The organism is Nocardioides sp., from assembly GCF_030150155.1.
GTDB lineage: Bacteria > Actinomycetota > Actinomycetes > Propionibacteriales > Nocardioidaceae > Nocardioides.
Map to the genome: position 1 here is coordinate 86,561 of NZ_JASLGR010000046.1, position 15,183 is coordinate 101,743.

At 70.2% G+C, this 15,183-nt stretch carries 19 protein-coding genes; 10 read left to right on the top strand and 9 right to left on the bottom strand.

What is annotated here, in order from left to right; all coding sequences use genetic code 11:
* The first annotated feature begins 1 nt into the window (after position 1).
* From Q1V88_RS15025 to Q1V88_RS15035, 3 genes are all read left to right on the top strand, one after another.
* Entirely contained in the window at positions 2 to 1,498 is a 1,497-nt protein-coding gene (locus Q1V88_RS15025; RefSeq protein WP_300682100.1) for a hypothetical protein, read from the top strand.
* An 18-nt stretch (positions 1,499 to 1,516) separates the two neighbouring features.
* Positions 1,517 to 2,701, top strand: coding sequence for an LCP family protein (locus Q1V88_RS15030; RefSeq protein WP_300682101.1), 1,185 nt, complete (start codon positions 1,517 to 1,519; stop codon positions 2,699 to 2,701).
* A gap of 74 nt (positions 2,702 to 2,775) precedes the next feature.
* A complete protein-coding gene (locus tag Q1V88_RS15035) occupies positions 2,776 to 4,740 on the top strand; it encodes a penicillin-binding transpeptidase domain-containing protein (RefSeq protein ID WP_300682102.1) in 1,965 nt (654 codons plus the stop codon).
* Between the two features lie 3 nt (positions 4,741 to 4,743).
* On the opposite strand, the gene Q1V88_RS15040 is transcribed toward Q1V88_RS15035, so the two are convergent.
* Positions 4,744 to 5,433 carry an FCD domain-containing protein gene (locus tag Q1V88_RS15040; protein WP_300682103.1) on the bottom strand — a complete coding sequence of 230 codons (690 nt, stop codon included), beginning with the start codon at positions 5,431 to 5,433 and terminating at the stop codon, positions 4,744 to 4,746.
* 10 nt (positions 5,434 to 5,443) lie between these two features.
* On the bottom strand, positions 5,444 to 5,965 hold the full coding sequence (locus Q1V88_RS15045; RefSeq protein WP_300682104.1) for a flavin reductase family protein: 522 nt from the start codon (positions 5,963 to 5,965) through the stop codon (positions 5,444 to 5,446).
* A 128-nt stretch (positions 5,966 to 6,093) separates the two neighbouring features.
* Between Q1V88_RS15045 and Q1V88_RS15050 the strand changes: the two genes are divergently transcribed.
* The 3 genes from Q1V88_RS15050 (at position 6,094) to Q1V88_RS15060 (ending at position 8,524) form a co-directional block, all read left to right on the top strand.
* On the top strand, positions 6,094 to 7,335 hold the full coding sequence (locus Q1V88_RS15050) for a hypothetical protein (protein WP_300682105.1): 1,242 nt from the start codon (positions 6,094 to 6,096) through the stop codon (positions 7,333 to 7,335).
* A gap of 114 nt (positions 7,336 to 7,449) precedes the next feature.
* Positions 7,450 to 7,986 carry a SigE family RNA polymerase sigma factor gene (locus tag Q1V88_RS15055; RefSeq protein ID WP_300682106.1) on the top strand — a complete coding sequence of 179 codons (537 nt, stop codon included), beginning with the start codon at positions 7,450 to 7,452 and terminating at the stop codon, positions 7,984 to 7,986.
* Positions 7,976 to 8,524, top strand: coding sequence for a hypothetical protein (locus Q1V88_RS15060; RefSeq protein WP_300682107.1), 549 nt, complete (start codon positions 7,976 to 7,978; stop codon positions 8,522 to 8,524). Before Q1V88_RS15055 ends, Q1V88_RS15060 begins: the two co-directional genes overlap by 11 nt.
* Before the next feature lie 72 nt (positions 8,525 to 8,596).
* On the opposite strand, the gene Q1V88_RS15065 is transcribed toward Q1V88_RS15060, so the two are convergent.
* On the bottom strand, positions 8,597 to 9,283 hold the full coding sequence (locus tag Q1V88_RS15065) for a DUF981 family protein (protein ID WP_300682108.1): 687 nt from the start codon (positions 9,281 to 9,283) through the stop codon (positions 8,597 to 8,599).
* 133 nt (positions 9,284 to 9,416) lie between these two features.
* Between Q1V88_RS15065 and Q1V88_RS15070 the strand changes: the two genes are divergently transcribed.
* On the top strand, positions 9,417 to 10,028 hold the full coding sequence (locus tag Q1V88_RS15070; protein WP_300682109.1) for a TetR family transcriptional regulator: 612 nt from the start codon (positions 9,417 to 9,419) through the stop codon (positions 10,026 to 10,028).
* On the opposite strand, the gene Q1V88_RS15075 is transcribed toward Q1V88_RS15070, so the two are convergent.
* Entirely contained in the window at positions 10,025 to 10,501 is a 477-nt protein-coding gene (locus Q1V88_RS15075; protein ID WP_300682110.1) for a VanZ family protein, read from the bottom strand. The genes Q1V88_RS15070 and Q1V88_RS15075 overlap by 4 nt on opposite strands.
* A gap of 29 nt (positions 10,502 to 10,530) precedes the next feature.
* A complete protein-coding gene (gene dtd / locus Q1V88_RS15080) occupies positions 10,531 to 10,959 on the bottom strand; it encodes a D-aminoacyl-tRNA deacylase (protein WP_300682111.1) in 429 nt (142 codons plus the stop codon).
* A gap of 121 nt (positions 10,960 to 11,080) precedes the next feature.
* Between dtd and Q1V88_RS15085 the strand changes: the two genes are divergently transcribed.
* Positions 11,081 to 11,509, top strand: a complete 429-nt coding sequence (locus Q1V88_RS15085; RefSeq protein WP_300682112.1) for a CidA/LrgA family protein — start codon at positions 11,081 to 11,083, stop codon at positions 11,507 to 11,509.
* Entirely contained in the window at positions 11,506 to 12,207 is a 702-nt protein-coding gene (locus Q1V88_RS15090; protein ID WP_300682113.1) for an LrgB family protein, read from the top strand. The genes Q1V88_RS15085 and Q1V88_RS15090 overlap by 4 nt, the downstream gene beginning before the upstream one ends.
* A 46-nt stretch (positions 12,208 to 12,253) precedes the next feature.
* Here the strand turns inward: Q1V88_RS15090 and Q1V88_RS15095 are convergent, their stop codons facing one another.
* The gene (locus Q1V88_RS15095; protein ID WP_300682114.1) at positions 12,254 to 13,273 is read right to left on the bottom strand and encodes an aldo/keto reductase; all 1,020 of its coding nucleotides are present in this window, start codon (positions 13,271 to 13,273) and stop codon (positions 12,254 to 12,256) included.
* Positions 13,274 to 13,306: 33 nt separating this feature from the next.
* Positions 13,307 to 13,714 carry a MerR family transcriptional regulator gene (locus tag Q1V88_RS15100; protein WP_300682115.1) on the bottom strand — a complete coding sequence of 136 codons (408 nt, stop codon included), beginning with the start codon at positions 13,712 to 13,714 and terminating at the stop codon, positions 13,307 to 13,309.
* Positions 13,715 to 13,780: 66 nt separating this feature from the next.
* Between Q1V88_RS15100 and Q1V88_RS15105 the strand changes: the two genes are divergently transcribed.
* Entirely contained in the window at positions 13,781 to 14,326 is a 546-nt protein-coding gene (locus Q1V88_RS15105) for a hypothetical protein (protein WP_300682116.1), read from the top strand.
* 23 nt (positions 14,327 to 14,349) lie between these two features.
* Here Q1V88_RS15105 and Q1V88_RS15110 read toward each other — a convergent pair whose 3' ends face one another.
* Positions 14,350 to 14,802 carry an META domain-containing protein gene (locus Q1V88_RS15110; RefSeq protein WP_300682117.1) on the bottom strand — a complete coding sequence of 151 codons (453 nt, stop codon included), beginning with the start codon at positions 14,800 to 14,802 and terminating at the stop codon, positions 14,350 to 14,352.
* A 4-nt stretch (positions 14,803 to 14,806) separates the two neighbouring features.
* Positions 14,807 to 15,169 (bottom strand): helix-turn-helix transcriptional regulator, encoded by a 363-nt coding sequence (locus Q1V88_RS19615; protein ID WP_366914090.1) that lies wholly within the window; start codon positions 15,167 to 15,169, stop codon positions 14,807 to 14,809.
* Positions 15,170 to 15,183 lie beyond the last annotated feature (14 nt).

Here is a 15,183-nt window from a genome sequence, read left to right on the forward strand (position 1 = left end):
GGTGACGACGCCTGAGCTCTCGGAGAGTCAGCGCCCCTCGGGTGCGGTGCTGCTGGGTTTCGTCTCCGCCTGTGCCGCCGTGGTCGCCGCCGTCCTTCTCGGCGTCGACGCGGCACATCCGCTCAGTGATGGACTGTTCTGCTGGGGGAGCCTCGCGGTCGCGGCCGTCGGCCTCGTCGCCGCACTGCGCTTCGTCCCCCTCTGGCTCCGGTCGCTGCCGGTCGGCATCGTCGGCGCCGTGGCCCTGCTGGCGTTCGCGGCGGCGGTGGTCGATGCCACCGACGCCGAGCACTCCGCGGCCTACCTGACCGCAGCGCTCGCCGCCGGGCTGGCAGTGCAGGCCGGTGCCCTGGAGAGCGCTGCGTCGGTGGTGGTCGGCCCGCGGGAGTGGCCGCGCTACGGCATGGTCGTCGTGCTGGCGGTGCTGGTGCTCGCCTCCGGTGTCTGGCTCGCCCTCAAGGGCGCGAGCTCGTCGACGTACGACGTCGCGCTGGCGGTCGCCCTCGGCGTGGCGCCTGCGCCGCTGGCCGTCGCGGTCCTCGCGCCGCTCGCGATCGGTGCGGCACGGGCACGTCGTCGTGGCGTGGTGATCCGCCACACGAGTGCAGCAGCCCGCTCGGCCGGCGTACGCAGCCTGGTGCTGGACGGCATCGGCACCCTGGTCGCGGGCAAGCACGTGGCCAGCGTCGACCCGCTCGACGAGACCCACCTGCGCAACCTGCGCTGGTTCGCCGGTGCCCTCGCCCACGCCGGGGAGGACCCGATGAGTCGTGCCATCGCCCGGCTCGCGGTGCGCGGCAACCTCACCGACGTCGCCCAGTCGGCGAGCATGGGCCTGAGCGGCAACGTCGACCGGCACCCGGTCCGACTCGCCGACCCCGAGGTGGTCGGGCTGGAGCCTGCGGACGTCACCCTGGTGCCCGGCCACACCGTCGGGGTCGAGGTCGACCTGCGTCCGCTGGGCACCATCCGGGTCGAGGACACCGTCCGCGCCGGCGCCAGCGACGCCGTCGCGACCCTCGTCTCGGCCGGGATCGAGCCGGTGCTGATCTCGGCGGCGACCGGACCGACCGCCTCGGCGATCATGGGGGAGACCGGGGTCAACCACCTCGTCGAGCGGACCGCGACCCCGTCGGGTCACGACGTCACCCGCGCCCTGGGCCTGTGCAAGGACCCCGCCCCGACCGCTGCGGCAGTGGTGAGTCCTCGCCCGCCGGACTCCTCCGAGGTCTTCCATCTCGGCCCCGACAGCGACGTCTTCTCCCTCGACGAGGCCTCGATCGAGCATGCCGCGCTCGCCCTCGGGCTGGGCCGCGCGATCTGGAGCGTCACCCGACGTGCCCGCACCATCGCGATCGCCGGTCAGGGCCTGGTCACGCTCGCCGCACTGGCCGGTGTGCTGCCGCCCTGGGGTGCCGCGATCGGCGCCGGCGTCGTCAGTGGGCTGCTGTGGGGGATCGTCGCCCTCGCCCTGCCGGGGCGTGGGGAGGACGGCTGAGCCGCAGATCGGATCTTCATGAACGACGAGGTGGCGGGCGGGCGCCGTGGGACGGGCACGTGGCGGCGTACGGCTGGACGGGCGGCGCTGGCGGTGATCGCCGTGCTCTCCCTGGTGCTGGCGATGTCGGCCGCGTTCCTCTACCGCCAGTTCAACGGCAACCTGCATCAGGTCGACGTGTCGGGACAGCTCCTGGAGTCGGCGCCGCCGGCACCGGAGGTCGAGGGGCCGCACAAGCCGCTCAACATCCTGATCATGGCCACCGACAGCCGCGACTGCGAGGGCTGCCAGGTCGACGGCCTCAACGGTGAGGGCGGGTCGGACACCACGATCCTGCTGCACCTCTCGGCCGACCGGAAGACGGCGTACGGCGTCTCGGTGCCGCGCGACTCGATGGTGGACCGGCCCCGCTGCCGGGACAAGAAGGACCCCTCGATCATCCATCCGGCGGCCACGACCGTGATGTGGAACCAGGCCTACGCGATCGGTGGGGTGGCGTGCACCGAGGCGCAGTTCATGCACAACACCGGCATCCCGATCGACCACTATGTCGAGGTCAACTTCGGGAGCTTCTCGACGATGGTCGACGCACTCGGTGGCGTCGAGGTCTGTGTCCCGCAGACGTGGGACGACCCGAAGCACGGCATCCACATCGCCGCCGGGACGCGGAAGATCTCCGGGAAGCCGGCTCTGGCCTACGTCCGCGAACGTTACGTGGTCGGCAATCGCTCCGACACGGACCGGATCAAGCGCCAGCAGGCCTTCATCGGGGCGATGGTGAAGCAGGCGCTCTCGGGCGGGACGCTGTCGAACCCGGCTCGGCTCTACCGGTTCCTCGATGCGGCCACCGGATCGCTCACCCTCGACATGAACCTCGCCTCCCTGGCCAAGCTCGCTTTGCAGTTCAAGGACATCGGTGCCAGCGGCATCCAGTTCATCACGGTGCCGTGGGAGCCGCCGTCGTGGGACAAGTACCGGGTGGTCTGGTCGGCCTCAGCGGCCACGTTGTGGCAGCGCATCCTGCACGACAAGCCGTTGAGTAGTGCGTTCACGTCGGAGGCGATCCAGGTGGACCGGCTGCCGGGGCTGTCGGGCACTGCGTCGCCCTCGGCGACACCGTCCGGGAGCCCGTCCGGCACCGCCTCCTCGTCCACCCAGGAACCCAACACGTCGGCGGCGCTGCGCCGGGCGGGACTGTGCTGAGCCCCGGCCCGCTGGTTCGGGACACTCGGCCCATGTCTTTGACTCTACCCAGCCGGACGCGGAGGATCGCGGGCATGCGTCTGCTTCTGGGTAGCACCGCCCTGACCCTCCTCCTGCTTCCACTCTCGGCCTGCGGAGGCGACGACGACCTGAGCGGAGCCCGCGCGGCGGTCGACGTACTGACGCAGAAGCTCGGTCAGCACACCCTCGACGGCGTTGCGCTGACGCAGGACTCGGCCGCCAAGGAGCTCACCGAGCAGGGTGCCGGACTGGCGGCGTACCCGGTCACGGTGAAGTCCTCCGGGGTCTCGGTCAAGGGCTCGAAGGGCACCGCGGACCTGGCCTGGGACTGGGATCTCAGCGGCCACCACTGGACCTACTCCACGACCGTCGACCTCGCCCGGAACGCCAAGACCTGGCAGATCGCCTGGCAGCCCTCCACCCTCGCTCCCGACCTGACGGCGGGGGAGAAGGTCTCGATCAGCCGCGAGCAGCCCGAGCGGGCCGACATCGTGGGTCCCGGTGGCGCCCCGATCGTGACGAAGCGGTCGGTGGTTCGCGTCGGTCTGGACAAGGCAGCCATCCCGGCCGCCCAGGTCGCAACGTCGGCCCGTCGGATCGCTCAGGCCGTCGGTGTCACTCCGGCGACGTTCGTGAAGTCCGCCACCGCTGCCGGGCCGAAGGCGTTCGTCGAGGCGATCGTGCTGCGGACCGCCGACGTCGCCTCCACCGTCCGCGCCGGCTTCGCTCAGATCCCCGGCGCCCGGCAGATCAGCGACACGATGCCCCTGGCCCCGAGCAGCGAGTTCGCGTCCTCGCTCCTGGGCCGCGTCGGCCCCGCCACAGCGGAGCTCGTCACCGCCTCCAAGGGACGGATCGTGGCCGGTGACCAGGTCGGACTCTCTGGTCTCGAGGCACGGTACGACGAGCAGCTGGCCGGAACGCCGACGGTGAAGGTCCAGGCGGTCAGCACCGCTGCGATCACCCCGTCGGGCTCTGCGTCAGCGTCAGCGTCATCGTCGGCCTCGCCGAGCACCACGCCTAGCACCTCCAGCACCACCAGTACCTCCGGCACCACCCGCGTGCTGGCGCACTGGGACGGCACCCCCGGCAAGCCGGTCCAGCTCACCCTCAACCTCAAGCTGCAGGCGAAGGCGGAGAAGATCCTCGACCAGGCCGGCAGCGAGACGTCTCCGGCCAGCGCGATCGTCGCGATCCGTCCCTCGACCGGTGAGATCATCACCGCCGCCAACGGCCCCGGCAACAAGGGCCTCAACGCCGCCACGTTCGGCCAGTACCCGCCCGGATCGACGTTCAAGATCGTCAGCTCGCTGGCCCTGATCCGGGCCGGGGTGACCCCGGACTCGACCGTCACGTGCCCGCAGACGGTCACGGTCGACGGCAGGTCGTTCAAGAACTACAACGACTACCCGGCCTCCAAGCTCGGCACGTTGTCGTTCAAGACCGCGATCGCGAACTCGTGCAACACCGCGGTGATCGGGCAGCGGAACCGGCTCGGCAAGGACGACCTCACCCAGGCCGCCGCGGCCCTCGGGGTCGGGGTGGACCACGACCTGGGCTTCCCGGCCTACTTCGGTCAGGTGCCTGCACCGGCCGGTGCCACCGAGAAGGCCGCGGACATGATCGGCCAGGGCAAGGTCCTGGCCAGCCCGATGGCGATGGCGACCGTCGCGGCATCGGTCGCAGCCGGGCACGTCGTGGTGCCACACCTCGTGGTGGGCCACACCGTGACCGCCAGCCCGAAGGTGCCGCTGACGGCCAAGGAGGCAGCACAGCTGCGGGTGCTGATGCGTGCGGTCGTCACGGAGGGCTCCGGAGCGCTGCTGCGGGACCTGCCGGGCAACGTCGGCGCCAAGACCGGCACTGCGGAGTTCGGTACGCCGAACGCGCAGGGCGCCCTGCCGACGCACGTGTGGATGATCGCCACCCAGGGTGATCTCGCGGTCGCCGTCTTCGTTGCGACGGGGGAGACCGGCTCGGGCACCGCAGGTCCGCTGCTCAAGGCGTTCCTGCGTTGAGCGTCAGCCCGCGGCGGTCCGGTCGAGCTGGGCCGCAGCGGCCAGCTCGCGGGTCATCGCCTCGCGCATGACCTCGAGCGCGGCCTCACGGTCGCCGCGCTCGATGGCCAGCCACAGCTCCTCGTGGTGGGCGTAGAGCACGTCGAGGTCACCCTCGTTCGCCCAGATCCGGGGGTAGGCGTCGCGCTGGATGCGGATCGCGGCCATCAGCACGGCCCGGGAGAACTCGAACGCACTGACGTCGTAGATCGCGACCTGGTAGTCCCAGCTGCAGGCGGAGAAGGCGGTGCCGTCGTTGCGGGCGGCGGCCTCCTTGAGGTCGTGCAGGATCGCATGGATCCGTGCGCCGTGCGCGGGTGTGGTGTGGGTGATGACGTCGTCGAGGAAGACCGGGTCCAGGGCGCGGCGCAGGCGGACGGAGTCCTCGAAGAGCGAACGCGGGCTGCCGATCGACAGCGCTGCCGAGGCGAGCTTCTCCAACGCGTTGGGCCGGGCGGCGAAGACGCCCCCGCCCGGACCGGGACGCAGGTCGATCAGGCCGCGCTCCTGCAGCAGCCGGATGGCCTGGTTGATGGTGCCCGGAGCGACGCCGATCTCGGCGACGAGGTCGGCCTTGGAGCCGATCCGCTCACCCGGGGTGCGCCCGGCGAGCAGGCGTTCGAGTGCCTCGGTCGCGTGCTCCACTCTGCCCATGAGGGCCAACCTATCGCTGGATCGGCCCCAGGATGCGGTCCGCGTAGGCCAGGGGAGCGCCCGCGTCGCTGATCTCGATGGCCAGCGGCGTTGCGGCGTAGACGGTGTGGTCACCGAGCTCGACGGCGGTGTGGACGCTGCAGTGCAGGTGCGTGGCGGCCCCGGCGATCAGGGGGAGTCCGTGCCACGGGCTCCAGTCGATCCCGTCGAACTTCTCCTGCGACGGCGAGCCGAACCGCAGTGCGAGGTGGGCATGTGCGGCCTCAAGCACGTGCAGGTTGAAGGAGCCTCGCTCGGCGATGTGGTGGGCGATCCGGCTCTCGGTCACCAGCGACACCATCAGGAGCAGCGGGGAGAGCGAGAGCGACGTGACGGCGCCGACGGTCGCTCCCACCGGCCGCCCGGACTCGTCGACGGTGGTCAGGATGGTCACCGGCGAGGGCAGGCGGGTCATCGCCCGCTTGAACGCCGCTTCGTGCTCGGCGTGCAGGTCGGCAGCGCTCAGGGCCGGCGCGAGAGTCGTCGTCTTCATCGGGTTCTCCTTCCTCGCCCCGGTCGGAGCCGAGGTCACGGATGTGGTTGCCGTCACACACTATTGATGATAATTAATTACTGTCAATGGTTCCGACCTGGGCCAGAACGGATCAAAGGAGCACTGTGATGAGCTACAACGACCAGATCACCGCGACCGGCATCGACGCTGTGGTGGGGGAGCCCGGTGACGACGTACGCGCGATCCTCGACGGCATCGACGCGATCGGCCCGCAGATCGTGGGGGAGGCCGCCGGACAGGAGGCCGAGCGTCGCGTCTCGACCGTCGTCATGGACGCACTGCAGCAGACCGGTGCCTTCGCGACCCTGAAGCCGTCCAGCGTCGGCGGCCGCGGCGCACTCGTCTCCGACCTGCTGCGCGTGACCCGCCAGGTCGGCCTCTATGACAGCGGTACGTCGTGGGTCGTGACGTTGGCGACCGTGTCGAACTACATCGGCCAGCTGTTCGGTGAGCAGGCCCAGAAGGAGATCTGGGCGGACAAGGGTGCCGAGACCATCCTGACCGGGATCGTGCAGCCGAACGGCACGGCGGTGAAGGCCGAGGGCGGCTACCGGCTCAGCGGCACGTGGTACTACAACTCGGGCTCCTGGTACACCGACTGGGCCTGGCTCGGCGGCATGCTCCTGCGTGAGGACGGCACCCCCGACCAGCCGGTCCTCTTCGCTGTGCCGCGCAGCGACTACGACATCGAGGACACCTGGTTTACCGCCGGGATGCGTGCCTCGGCCTCGAACTGCCTGATCGTCGAGGACCGGTTCGTCCCCGACCACCGGATCATGCGCCTGGCCGACGTGGTGCAGGGCAAGGCCCCTGGCCTGGGGATCGAGGGCCACGACGTTGCCGCCGCCGCGACCCTCCAGCCCGTCTTCGCCCTCGGTCTGGTCGGCCCTCTGCTCGGCGCTGGCACCGCGGCCGTCGACTACGTGATGGGACTGATGGGCAAGCGCGACGTCGGCCACACCATCTACCGCACGCAGACCGAGTCGACCGCCCACCAGGTCGAGCTCGCCCGTGCCGTGACGCTGGTCGACACGGCCCACCTGCACGCCTTCCGTGCCGCCCAGCTGATCGACGCTGCCGCCGCCGAGGGGCGGGTGCTCACCCGGCTTGAGGTCGGCCTCACCCGTGCCGACACCGGCTGGGCGGCCGAGTGCGTCACCATGGCGATCGGCAAGCTGATCGACATCCACGGCGCCGGCGCGTTCGCCGAGCGCAGCCCGCTGCAGCGCTTCTGGCGCGACGCCAACACGGCCGCCCGGCACGCAGCGATCCTGCCGCTGACCGGCTTCGAGGGGTACGGCAAGAACCTCCTCGGCATGCCCGGCATCACGCCGTACGAGGAGCGCTGAGGCTCCCGGGCGCTCCCCACCTAACCATCCATCTCGGGCGCAGAAGTCCACCGTGCGTGACAACCGCACGGTGGACTTCGGCGTTTGGAAGGGTGTGACACAACGGGAGGCACCATGATCGCCACGGGATATCAGCGCGAGTTCGAGGAGTTCGTCCGCGCCTCGTCGGACCGCCTGGTCAGGATCGCGTTCCTGCTCACCGGGGACCGGCACCATGCCGAGGACATCGCCCAGACGGCGCTCGAGCGCACCGCACGGCGGTGGCGCTCGGCCCGTCGGGACCCGGGCGCCTACGCCCGGCGGGCAGTCGTGAACCTGGTCAAGGACCGACGTCGACTGCTGTCCCGGCGCCCTGCCGAGACCGCCTGGGCGTACGACGTCGCCGTGCCCGTGACCGATCGCGTCGCGGATCGCGACGAGCTGGTCAGGGCCCTGCGGGCGCTGCCGCTCGGGCAACGTTCCGTCCCGGTGCTGCGCTACTTCGAGGACCTCTCGGTCTCCGAGACGGCGCAGGTGCTCGGGTGCACCGCCGGGACCGTCAAGTCACAGACGGCACGGGGGCTGACCAGCCTGCGTGCCGCCCTCAAGGAAACCGACTCCTCGGGTCACAGCGACACGGGGGAGACGAAGGAGCACAGCCATGTTGACTGACGATGAACTGACGTCCCAGCTGGGCGGCGCGATGCGCGAGAGCGCGCAGCCGTTGCGCTATGCCGGTCCGATGCCGCGCGCCCGGCGTGGACCGAACGGTGCCTGGGTCGCCGTACCGGCGATGGCGGCTGCGGCTGCCGTGGGGGTCGCGGTGATCCACGACCAGGCGCCCACCGGGGCACCGCAGGTGACCGCCACCGGCACACCCCGGCCCGGCACGAACGACGCGGTCGTGACCGACACGTTCACTGTCGCCGGCTACACCGTCTCGGTCCGCCACCGGGCGGGCGATCGGCTCGCCGACGACGCGGTGATCGTGGACGGACCGGCACCTGCCGGGGCCGAGCGGCTCCGGATCGACGGGTCCGCCCAGGCCTGGCTCGGCACCGACGCCCAGGGGCGCAACGGTCTGTGGGTGATCTCGCCGGTGCGCAACGGCGGCCGTTCCTTCGGCATCGTCTCCCCGACGTGGAGCAAGGCGACGCTGCGCACGATCGCGTTCACGGGGTTCCCGGACGGCCTCACGCCGCGGGGCTGATCAGCCTCGGTGCGCACGACGGGGCCGCCACGGTGACGTGGCGGCCCCGTTGTGGGCGCTGAGCGTGCCCGATCACATGGTGTTCATGATCAGGCCGATGTGGGTGAAGAAGTTCATCGCACCGAAGAGCAGCAGCAGGGTGCCGGTGATCGCCCACAGCCAGCCGGTGATCGCCGTCCAGCGGTGTGCGGTGCTCGGCGAGCGCAGGATCGCGGTGATCGCTGCGGCCAGGGAGATCGCTCCGAGTCCGACCAGGCCGATCAGCCCGGACATGAAGGTCGCCTCGACCAGCGGGTGGCTGGCGAACTCGCCGCTGATCGGCTCCTCGGGCGGGGCGGCGAAGAGCTGGTACTTCACCCCGGCGACGGCGATCGCGACGAGGGCCAGGCCGAGGCCGGTGATGAAGATGGCGGTCGGCTGGGCGACCTTGGCCAGGGCGCGCAGCGGCTCGGGGGAGGCCAGAGCGGCGGTGCCGCGCTTCCAGAGCCAGAAGCTCGCGCCGAGGAGCAGGACACCGAAGCCGAGGCTGGTCTCGCCGAAGATGATGTTGTCGAACGGGAAGCCGCCCGCGGCCAGGGGCCAGGTCAGCGTCATGTGCAGGCCGGTGGCGAACAGGATGACGCCGAGGATGCCGAAGTTAACCGCATAGCCCTCGGCCGAGACGTCGGCGGGATCGCGTCGGAGTTGACGTCCGAGCATGACCAGGCCGAGAAGTCCGGCGCCGACGGCGACGGCCATGATCGTGTTGTACGTAGGCATGGTGGCCCAGTCGATTTTCAGGCCCTGGGTGGCCAGGAGCGTAGGCATCCCCGTATCCCTTCGTGTGGTGAACGTGTTCTGCCGACATAACCTATACATGCGTATAGGTATTCCGATGCGGGAGGATGGGGGCATGGCAGAGGCGGTCGGGGAGGGGCGACAGGGCAAGCGCGCGGCACGGATCGAGGCGATGACCCAGGCCGCGGCGACGCTGCTCATCGACGAGGGGCCGGCCGCGATCACGCACCGCCGGGTCGCCGAGGCGGCCGGCGTGCCCAGCGGCTCGGCCAACTACTACTTCGCCACCTCGGCCGAGCTCTACCGCGCGGCGGTCGAGCGGGCCGAGCAGATCCGCGTCGCCGGGGCTGTGAGCCTCGCGACCGGGTTGCGCCGCCGCGAACGCACCGCAGCGCGCACGGCACGGCTGCTGCTGGAGACGCTCTACGCCCCGCTCCTCGACGACCAGGTGGTCAGCCTGCGACTGCAGCCGATCCTGGCTGCCACCGCCGACCAGGACCTCGGCCCGATCGTGGCCGAGTCCCGGCCGCGTCTGCTGGCGGCACTCTCGGTGGTCCTGGAACGCAGTGGCTGGGTGAACGTCGCCCACACCGCCGACGTCGAGCTGCTCGCCCGACTGGCTGATGCGTCACTGCTCTACGGCGCCGCCGTGGGGGACACCGACCCGATCGGGGACGCCGTCGCCGCGATGACCCGAGTGCTCGAGCTCATCGGCAGGCCGCGCTAGGCGACAGCGTCGGCCCGACGGCTCCCGCCGTTCTGACGGTGCTGCCGGCGTCGTCGCCGCCGGAGCGTGGCCGGGAGCGTGAGGACCAAGGCGATCACGATCCCGATCGCAGCACCCGCGCTGTTCGCCACGATGTCGCGTCCGTCGGGCACCCGCCCCGGGATCTGATGCTGCACCGACTCGATCCCGAGGGTCAGCGCGACCGAGGCGATCAGCGCCACCCACCATCCACCGGCGCCGAAGAGCAGCAGCAGGAACATCCCGACCGGGACGAAGAGCGCGATGTTGGCGCCGAACTCGAACCGCGCGTAGTCGATCGACTCGGCATACCCGCGGCGGTGCAGCGCCTCGAGGATCCGGCCGGCGATCTGGGCCTGTCCCGTGTGGCTGCGCTGCGGGGTGAGAGTCAGCCATCCGACGAAGACCAGGTACGCGCCTGTGAGGACGCTGAGGAACGGATGACGGTGCAGCATCGGGCCAGTCTGCCCGAGGCCTGGTCGCCTCAGGGGGTCTCGAGCACCAGCGTGACAGGGCCGTCGTTGACCGAGGCGACCTCCATGTGTGCCCCGAACCGACCCCGCTCCACGTGGGCGCCGAGGTCGGCCAGGGACGTGCAGAAGGCGTCGTACAGGGGCTCGGAGATGCTTCCGGGAGCCGCGGCGGTCCACGACGGCCGTCGACCCTTGCGCGCATCGCCGTACAGGGTGAACTGCGAGATCACCAGGATCGGCGCATCGACGTCGGAGGCCGCGAGCTCGCCGTCGAGGATCCGCAGCCCCCAGATCTTCCGCGCCAGCCAGGCGACCTGATCCGGGCCGTCGTCATGGCCGACGCCGAGCAGCACGAGCAGGCCGGGCCGAGGGAGTACGCCGACCACCTCACCGTCCACCCGGACCGACGCTTCGCGGACTCGGGTCAGGACGGCACGCATGAGACGAGCGTCTCATGCTGCGCGCGGGCGTGATGCCCGAGGGCCGCGACGGCCGCGTCGGGGAGGAAGATGGGGGTATGCGTTCGTTCGTGGTGTCGGCGACTCAGGGGGATCGGCTCTCGTGATCAGCGGACTCACCTGGCTGGTCTGCCTGCAGCTGGTCGGCGAGGTGATCGTGCGGGTCCTCGACCTGCCGGTGCCGGGTGCCGTGATCGGCATGCTGCTCCTGCTGGCCCTGCTGGTCTGGCGCAAGCCCGGCGACGACGCCGGCGTGGTGGTCGTGGCGGAGAGGCTGCTCAAGCACCTGCAGCTGCTGTTCGTCCCGGCCGGGGTCGGCGTCATCGTCTATCTCGGGGTGCTGCGCGACCATGCGCTCCCGATCGTCGTCGCGATGGCCGGATCGTGGCTGATCACGCTGCTGCTGGTCGGCTGGCTGCTGCAGTGGTGGATCACGCGGCGTGAGGTCGAGGGTGAGGCGCTGGACCTGGCCGATGTGGGTGACGTCGGCGACGGCGGTCATGGGGGAGAGCTCGGGGAGGAGCGGGCATGAGCGATCTGACCGACCTGATCCACACCCCGCTGTTCGCCGTCGCGATCACCCTGGGCGCCTACCAGCTGGGGCTCGAGGTCAAGCGGCGTACGCACGGCCACCCGCTGGCCCAGCCGGTGCTGGTCGCGATGGTCGTGCTGGTGATCGTGCTGAAGGTGCTGGACCTCGACTACACGACGTACCTGGCCGGCGGCAGCATCATCAGCTTCTTCCTCGGGCCCGCCACCGTGGCGTTGGCGGTGCCGCTGTACCGCCAGCTCGCGGCCCTCAAGGGCCTGGTCGTGCCGCTGCTGGTCAGCATCCCGCTGGGCGCGATCGTCTCGGTGTGCCTGGGGTACTTCCTGGTGAGGCTGTGCGGCGGTTCCGAGCAGCTGGCGCTCACGATGGCGCCGAAGTCGGCCACCACGCCGGTCTCGATCGCGGTCAGTGAGCAGGTCGGGGGACTGCCGTCGCTGACGGCGGTCTTCACCGTCCTGATCGGCCTGGTCGGTGCCGTGGCAGCACCGACCCTGATGACCTGGATGCGGATCCGTGATCGCCGGGCCCGCGGCGTGGCGATGGGTGCGGTCTCCCACGGCGTCGGTACGTCGCGCTCGCTGGCCGACAACGAGACCGAGGGTGCCTTCTCCGGACTGTCGATGGGGCTCTCGGCGCTGATGGTGAGCATCGTTGTGCCGATCCTGGTGGCGATCGTCTGAGCACCTGGGGCGCCGCCGGTCTGTGGCTGGCGGCGCCCCAGGCGGGTCACCTGTTGACCGTCGACATGTCGCCGTACCGCTCGCCCTGGACGGCGCCACGCGGGACCGCCGACTCCAGTGCGGCCAGGTCGTCGGCGTCCAGGTGCACGCGCACCGCGGCGGCGTTCTCCTCCAGGTAGGGGAGTCGCTTGGTGCCAGGGATCGGGGCGATTCCGACGCCGAGCCGGTCGGCTTGGGCCAGCACCCAGGCGAGCGCGAGCTGCCCCGGCGTGCAACCGCGTCGGGTGGCGATCTCCTCGATGGCCGCGACCAGTCGGAGATTGGCCTGCAGCGCGTCGCCCTGGAAGCGCGGGAAGTAGGCGCTGGCCCGACCGTCGCCCTGCTCGGCGGTGGTCCACTCCTGCTTGCCGGTCAACATGCCGCGGCCGAGAGGGGAGTAGGGCACCAGGCCGATCCCGAGCTCGGCCAGGACCAGGGCGATCTCGTCCTCCAGGTCCCGGGTGAAGAGCGAGTACTCGGTCTGCAGGGCAGTGATCGGGTGGGTGGCGTGGGCTCGGCGGATCGTCTCCGGCGCCGCCTCGGAGAGGCCGAGGTACCGCACCTTGCCGGCCTGCACCAGCTCCGCCATCGCGCCGACGGTCTCCTCGATCGGGACGGTCGGGTCGATCCGGTGCTGGTAGTACAGGTCGATGGTCTCGACCCCGAGACGCTGCAACGAGGCGTCGCAGGCCGACCTGACGTACTCCGGCCGGCCGTTGATGCTGCGGGTGGAGCCGCCATCCCCGCGGTCCACGCCGAACTTGGTCGCCAGCTGGACCTCGTCGCGGCGGCCGGCGATCGCGGCGCCGACGAGTCGCTCGTTGGTGAAGGGGCCGTACATGTCGGAGGTGTCGAGGAAGGTGACACCGAGGTCCAGGGCGCGGTGGATCACGCGGGTCGACTCGGCATCGTCGCCGGTGCCGTAGAACTCGCTCATCCCCATGCAGCCGAGGCCCAGGGTCGACACCGCCAGGGTGGCGTCACCGGAGCCGAGAGTGCGGGTGCCGAGGGCATCTGAAGTGGTCATGGGGCCACTGAATCTGTTGGAGCGCGCTCGAAGTCAAGCGCGTTGCTCGGGGGAGTCGAGCAACGCTTGGTAGAGGCCGATCTTGTGGTCGATGGCCCGGAGGTGGGCGGCCACCTCGGCCATCTGCTGCTCGACCTTGGCCCGGTGCTCGGTGAGCAGGTCAAGGCGTTCGGACGTCGTGTCGACGCCGCTGCGCACCAGGTCGGCGTAGCGACGCAGATCGGCGATCGACATGCCGGTGGAGCGCAACAACGTGAGCATCCGGATCCAGCGCAGGTCCTCGGCCGAGTAGGCGCGATGACCCGATGCGGTGCGCCCGGGCGGGCTCAGCAGGAGGCCGTCGCGCTCGTAGTACCGCAGCGTGTGTGCTGTCAGACCCGTCTGTACGGCGGCCTCGGCGATGGTCAGCGGCGGCGCGGAGCCTGTCTCGACAGTCGTCACCGTCCCACTCTGCTGCTTGAAGTGCGCTCGATGTCAAGACACCGTGACGGATGGGATGATCTGGGTATGAGCACGCCACTGCCTGCGACCTTCGTCGATCTGCTGCGACTCTGGCAGGTCGATCCCGTCGGGTACGCCGACACCGTGCTCTCCGAGGCTGCGGCGCTGGTCGAGACGCAGATCGCGGCAGGGGAGTCAGACCCGACGCTGGAGGCATTGGTCGTCGAGGGCCCCGAGTCCTCCCGACTGGGCTTCGGCCGCTTGGTCGTCGCCGTGCAGGAAGCCCACGGGATCGAGGCGTTCACAGGCATCACCGCGCAGGACGAGGCTGTGGCGGCGGCGGTTCGTCAGTACCAGGCCGACCGGATCACCCCGCGTGAGCTGACGTACTGGGTCACGCGCGTGGTTGGTCTGCGTGGCGGCGTACGGACGCAGGTGTTCCTCGATCTGGAGCAGGCCTACTGCGCCCGACTGGCCGACGACGACGTCAGCGACATCGATCAGCAGGTCAGCGCGGCCTCGGAGGGTTTCCTGGCCGGGGATGCTCCGCAAGCCGGTCAGGGGGAGTCGCGGCGGCGTGGGTTGCGCGGGCTTTTCTCGCGGCGCGAGTGAATGTTATGTCAGGTTGTGGTGATCTAGTGGCTGGAGTCTGAGGATCGCCTGCGCAGTTCGACGATCACCGATCCGTCCTCCGCGCGCAGCGACCGTGCCTCACCAGTGCTACTGACGTGACGGACGTCCATGAGGCGGCTCAGGAGAGGTGGCTCGTGGCAGCCAACCAACGTGCTTCCCAAGGTGTCTCGGGCGAACACGACATCGGCTCCTGACTGCGTGTACTGACCGAAGATGTCGTTGCAACCAGAGACGCCGGTCATGGCGTTGTCGGCGAAGCTCAGCTGCAGATCGTCAGCGAACTGACCCGTCGGAACCGAGGCGCCATCAGATCCCTTCAGGCCGACGACGTCCCAGGAGCCGACCAGCGGCGCTGGTGTCGGCGCAGGTTCGACGACTGGCTGGTCATCGGCGCAAGCGCTCAGCGTGCAGGCGGTCACGCCACACAAGACCAGCACGACGGCACGCATGTTCATCACGTCAGCATGACGTAGCGACAGCCCGCGCAGGTTCCTTCTGCGCAGTTCTCCAGATCGCCGATAAGCGACAGTCGGTGTCAGGCTGGATTCCGCTCAAAATAAGGGGATTCGAGGCGTCGCGGTCAAGGTCTGGGCCGAGTAAGAACCGAGGCCCAGGTGCTGCTAGGACGGGCTCAGTTGCAGGCCGGCGGCGCTCCCACTCTGAGCGGTCCGGCAGTGTTCCGACCAGTTCGGGCACGCTCACGTGAAGTACTCGTGAGACGGCCTCTAGGTCGCGTATCGCCCAGTCCGCCTTCCCCTTCATCTTCTGACTGAGGGTGCTATCCGCGATGCCGACCGCTCGGCAGATGTCCCGCTGGGTCATGCCTGCGCGCTGGC

Coding starts and splice junctions, on each gene's coding strand:
- Q1V88_RS15035 (WP_300682102.1), top strand. CDS start 2,776: ATGCGTCTGCTTCTGGGTAGCACCGCCCTGACCCTCCTCCTGCTTCCA.
- Q1V88_RS15050 (WP_300682105.1), top strand. CDS start 6,094: ATGAGCTACAACGACCAGATCACCGCGACCGGCATCGACGCTGTGGTG.
- Q1V88_RS19615 (WP_366914090.1), bottom strand. CDS start 15,169: ATGACCCAGCGGGACATCTGCCGAGCGGTCGGCATCGCGGATAGCACC.
- Q1V88_RS15105 (WP_300682116.1), top strand. CDS start 13,781: ATGAGCACGCCACTGCCTGCGACCTTCGTCGATCTGCTGCGACTCTGG.
- Q1V88_RS15075 (WP_300682110.1), bottom strand. CDS start 10,501: ATGCTGCACCGTCATCCGTTCCTCAGCGTCCTCACAGGCGCGTACCTG.
- Q1V88_RS15040 (WP_300682103.1), bottom strand. CDS start 5,433: ATGGGCAGAGTGGAGCACGCGACCGAGGCACTCGAACGCCTGCTCGCC.
- Q1V88_RS15045 (WP_300682104.1), bottom strand. CDS start 5,965: ATGAAGACGACGACTCTCGCGCCGGCCCTGAGCGCTGCCGACCTGCAC.
- Q1V88_RS15030 (WP_300682101.1), top strand. CDS start 1,517: ATGAACGACGAGGTGGCGGGCGGGCGCCGTGGGACGGGCACGTGGCGG.
- Q1V88_RS15110 (WP_300682117.1), bottom strand. CDS start 14,802: ATGAACATGCGTGCCGTCGTGCTGGTCTTGTGTGGCGTGACCGCCTGC.
- Q1V88_RS15060 (WP_300682107.1), top strand. CDS start 7,976: ATGTTGACTGACGATGAACTGACGTCCCAGCTGGGCGGCGCGATGCGC.
- Q1V88_RS15070 (WP_300682109.1), top strand. CDS start 9,417: ATGGCAGAGGCGGTCGGGGAGGGGCGACAGGGCAAGCGCGCGGCACGG.
- dtd (WP_300682111.1), bottom strand. CDS start 10,959: ATGCGTGCCGTCCTGACCCGAGTCCGCGAAGCGTCGGTCCGGGTGGAC.
- Q1V88_RS15095 (WP_300682114.1), bottom strand. CDS start 13,273: ATGACCACTTCAGATGCCCTCGGCACCCGCACTCTCGGCTCCGGTGAC.
- Q1V88_RS15090 (WP_300682113.1), top strand. CDS start 11,506: ATGAGCGATCTGACCGACCTGATCCACACCCCGCTGTTCGCCGTCGCG.
- Q1V88_RS15055 (WP_300682106.1), top strand. CDS start 7,450: ATGATCGCCACGGGATATCAGCGCGAGTTCGAGGAGTTCGTCCGCGCC.
- Q1V88_RS15065 (WP_300682108.1), bottom strand. CDS start 9,283: ATGCCTACGTACAACACGATCATGGCCGTCGCCGTCGGCGCCGGACTT.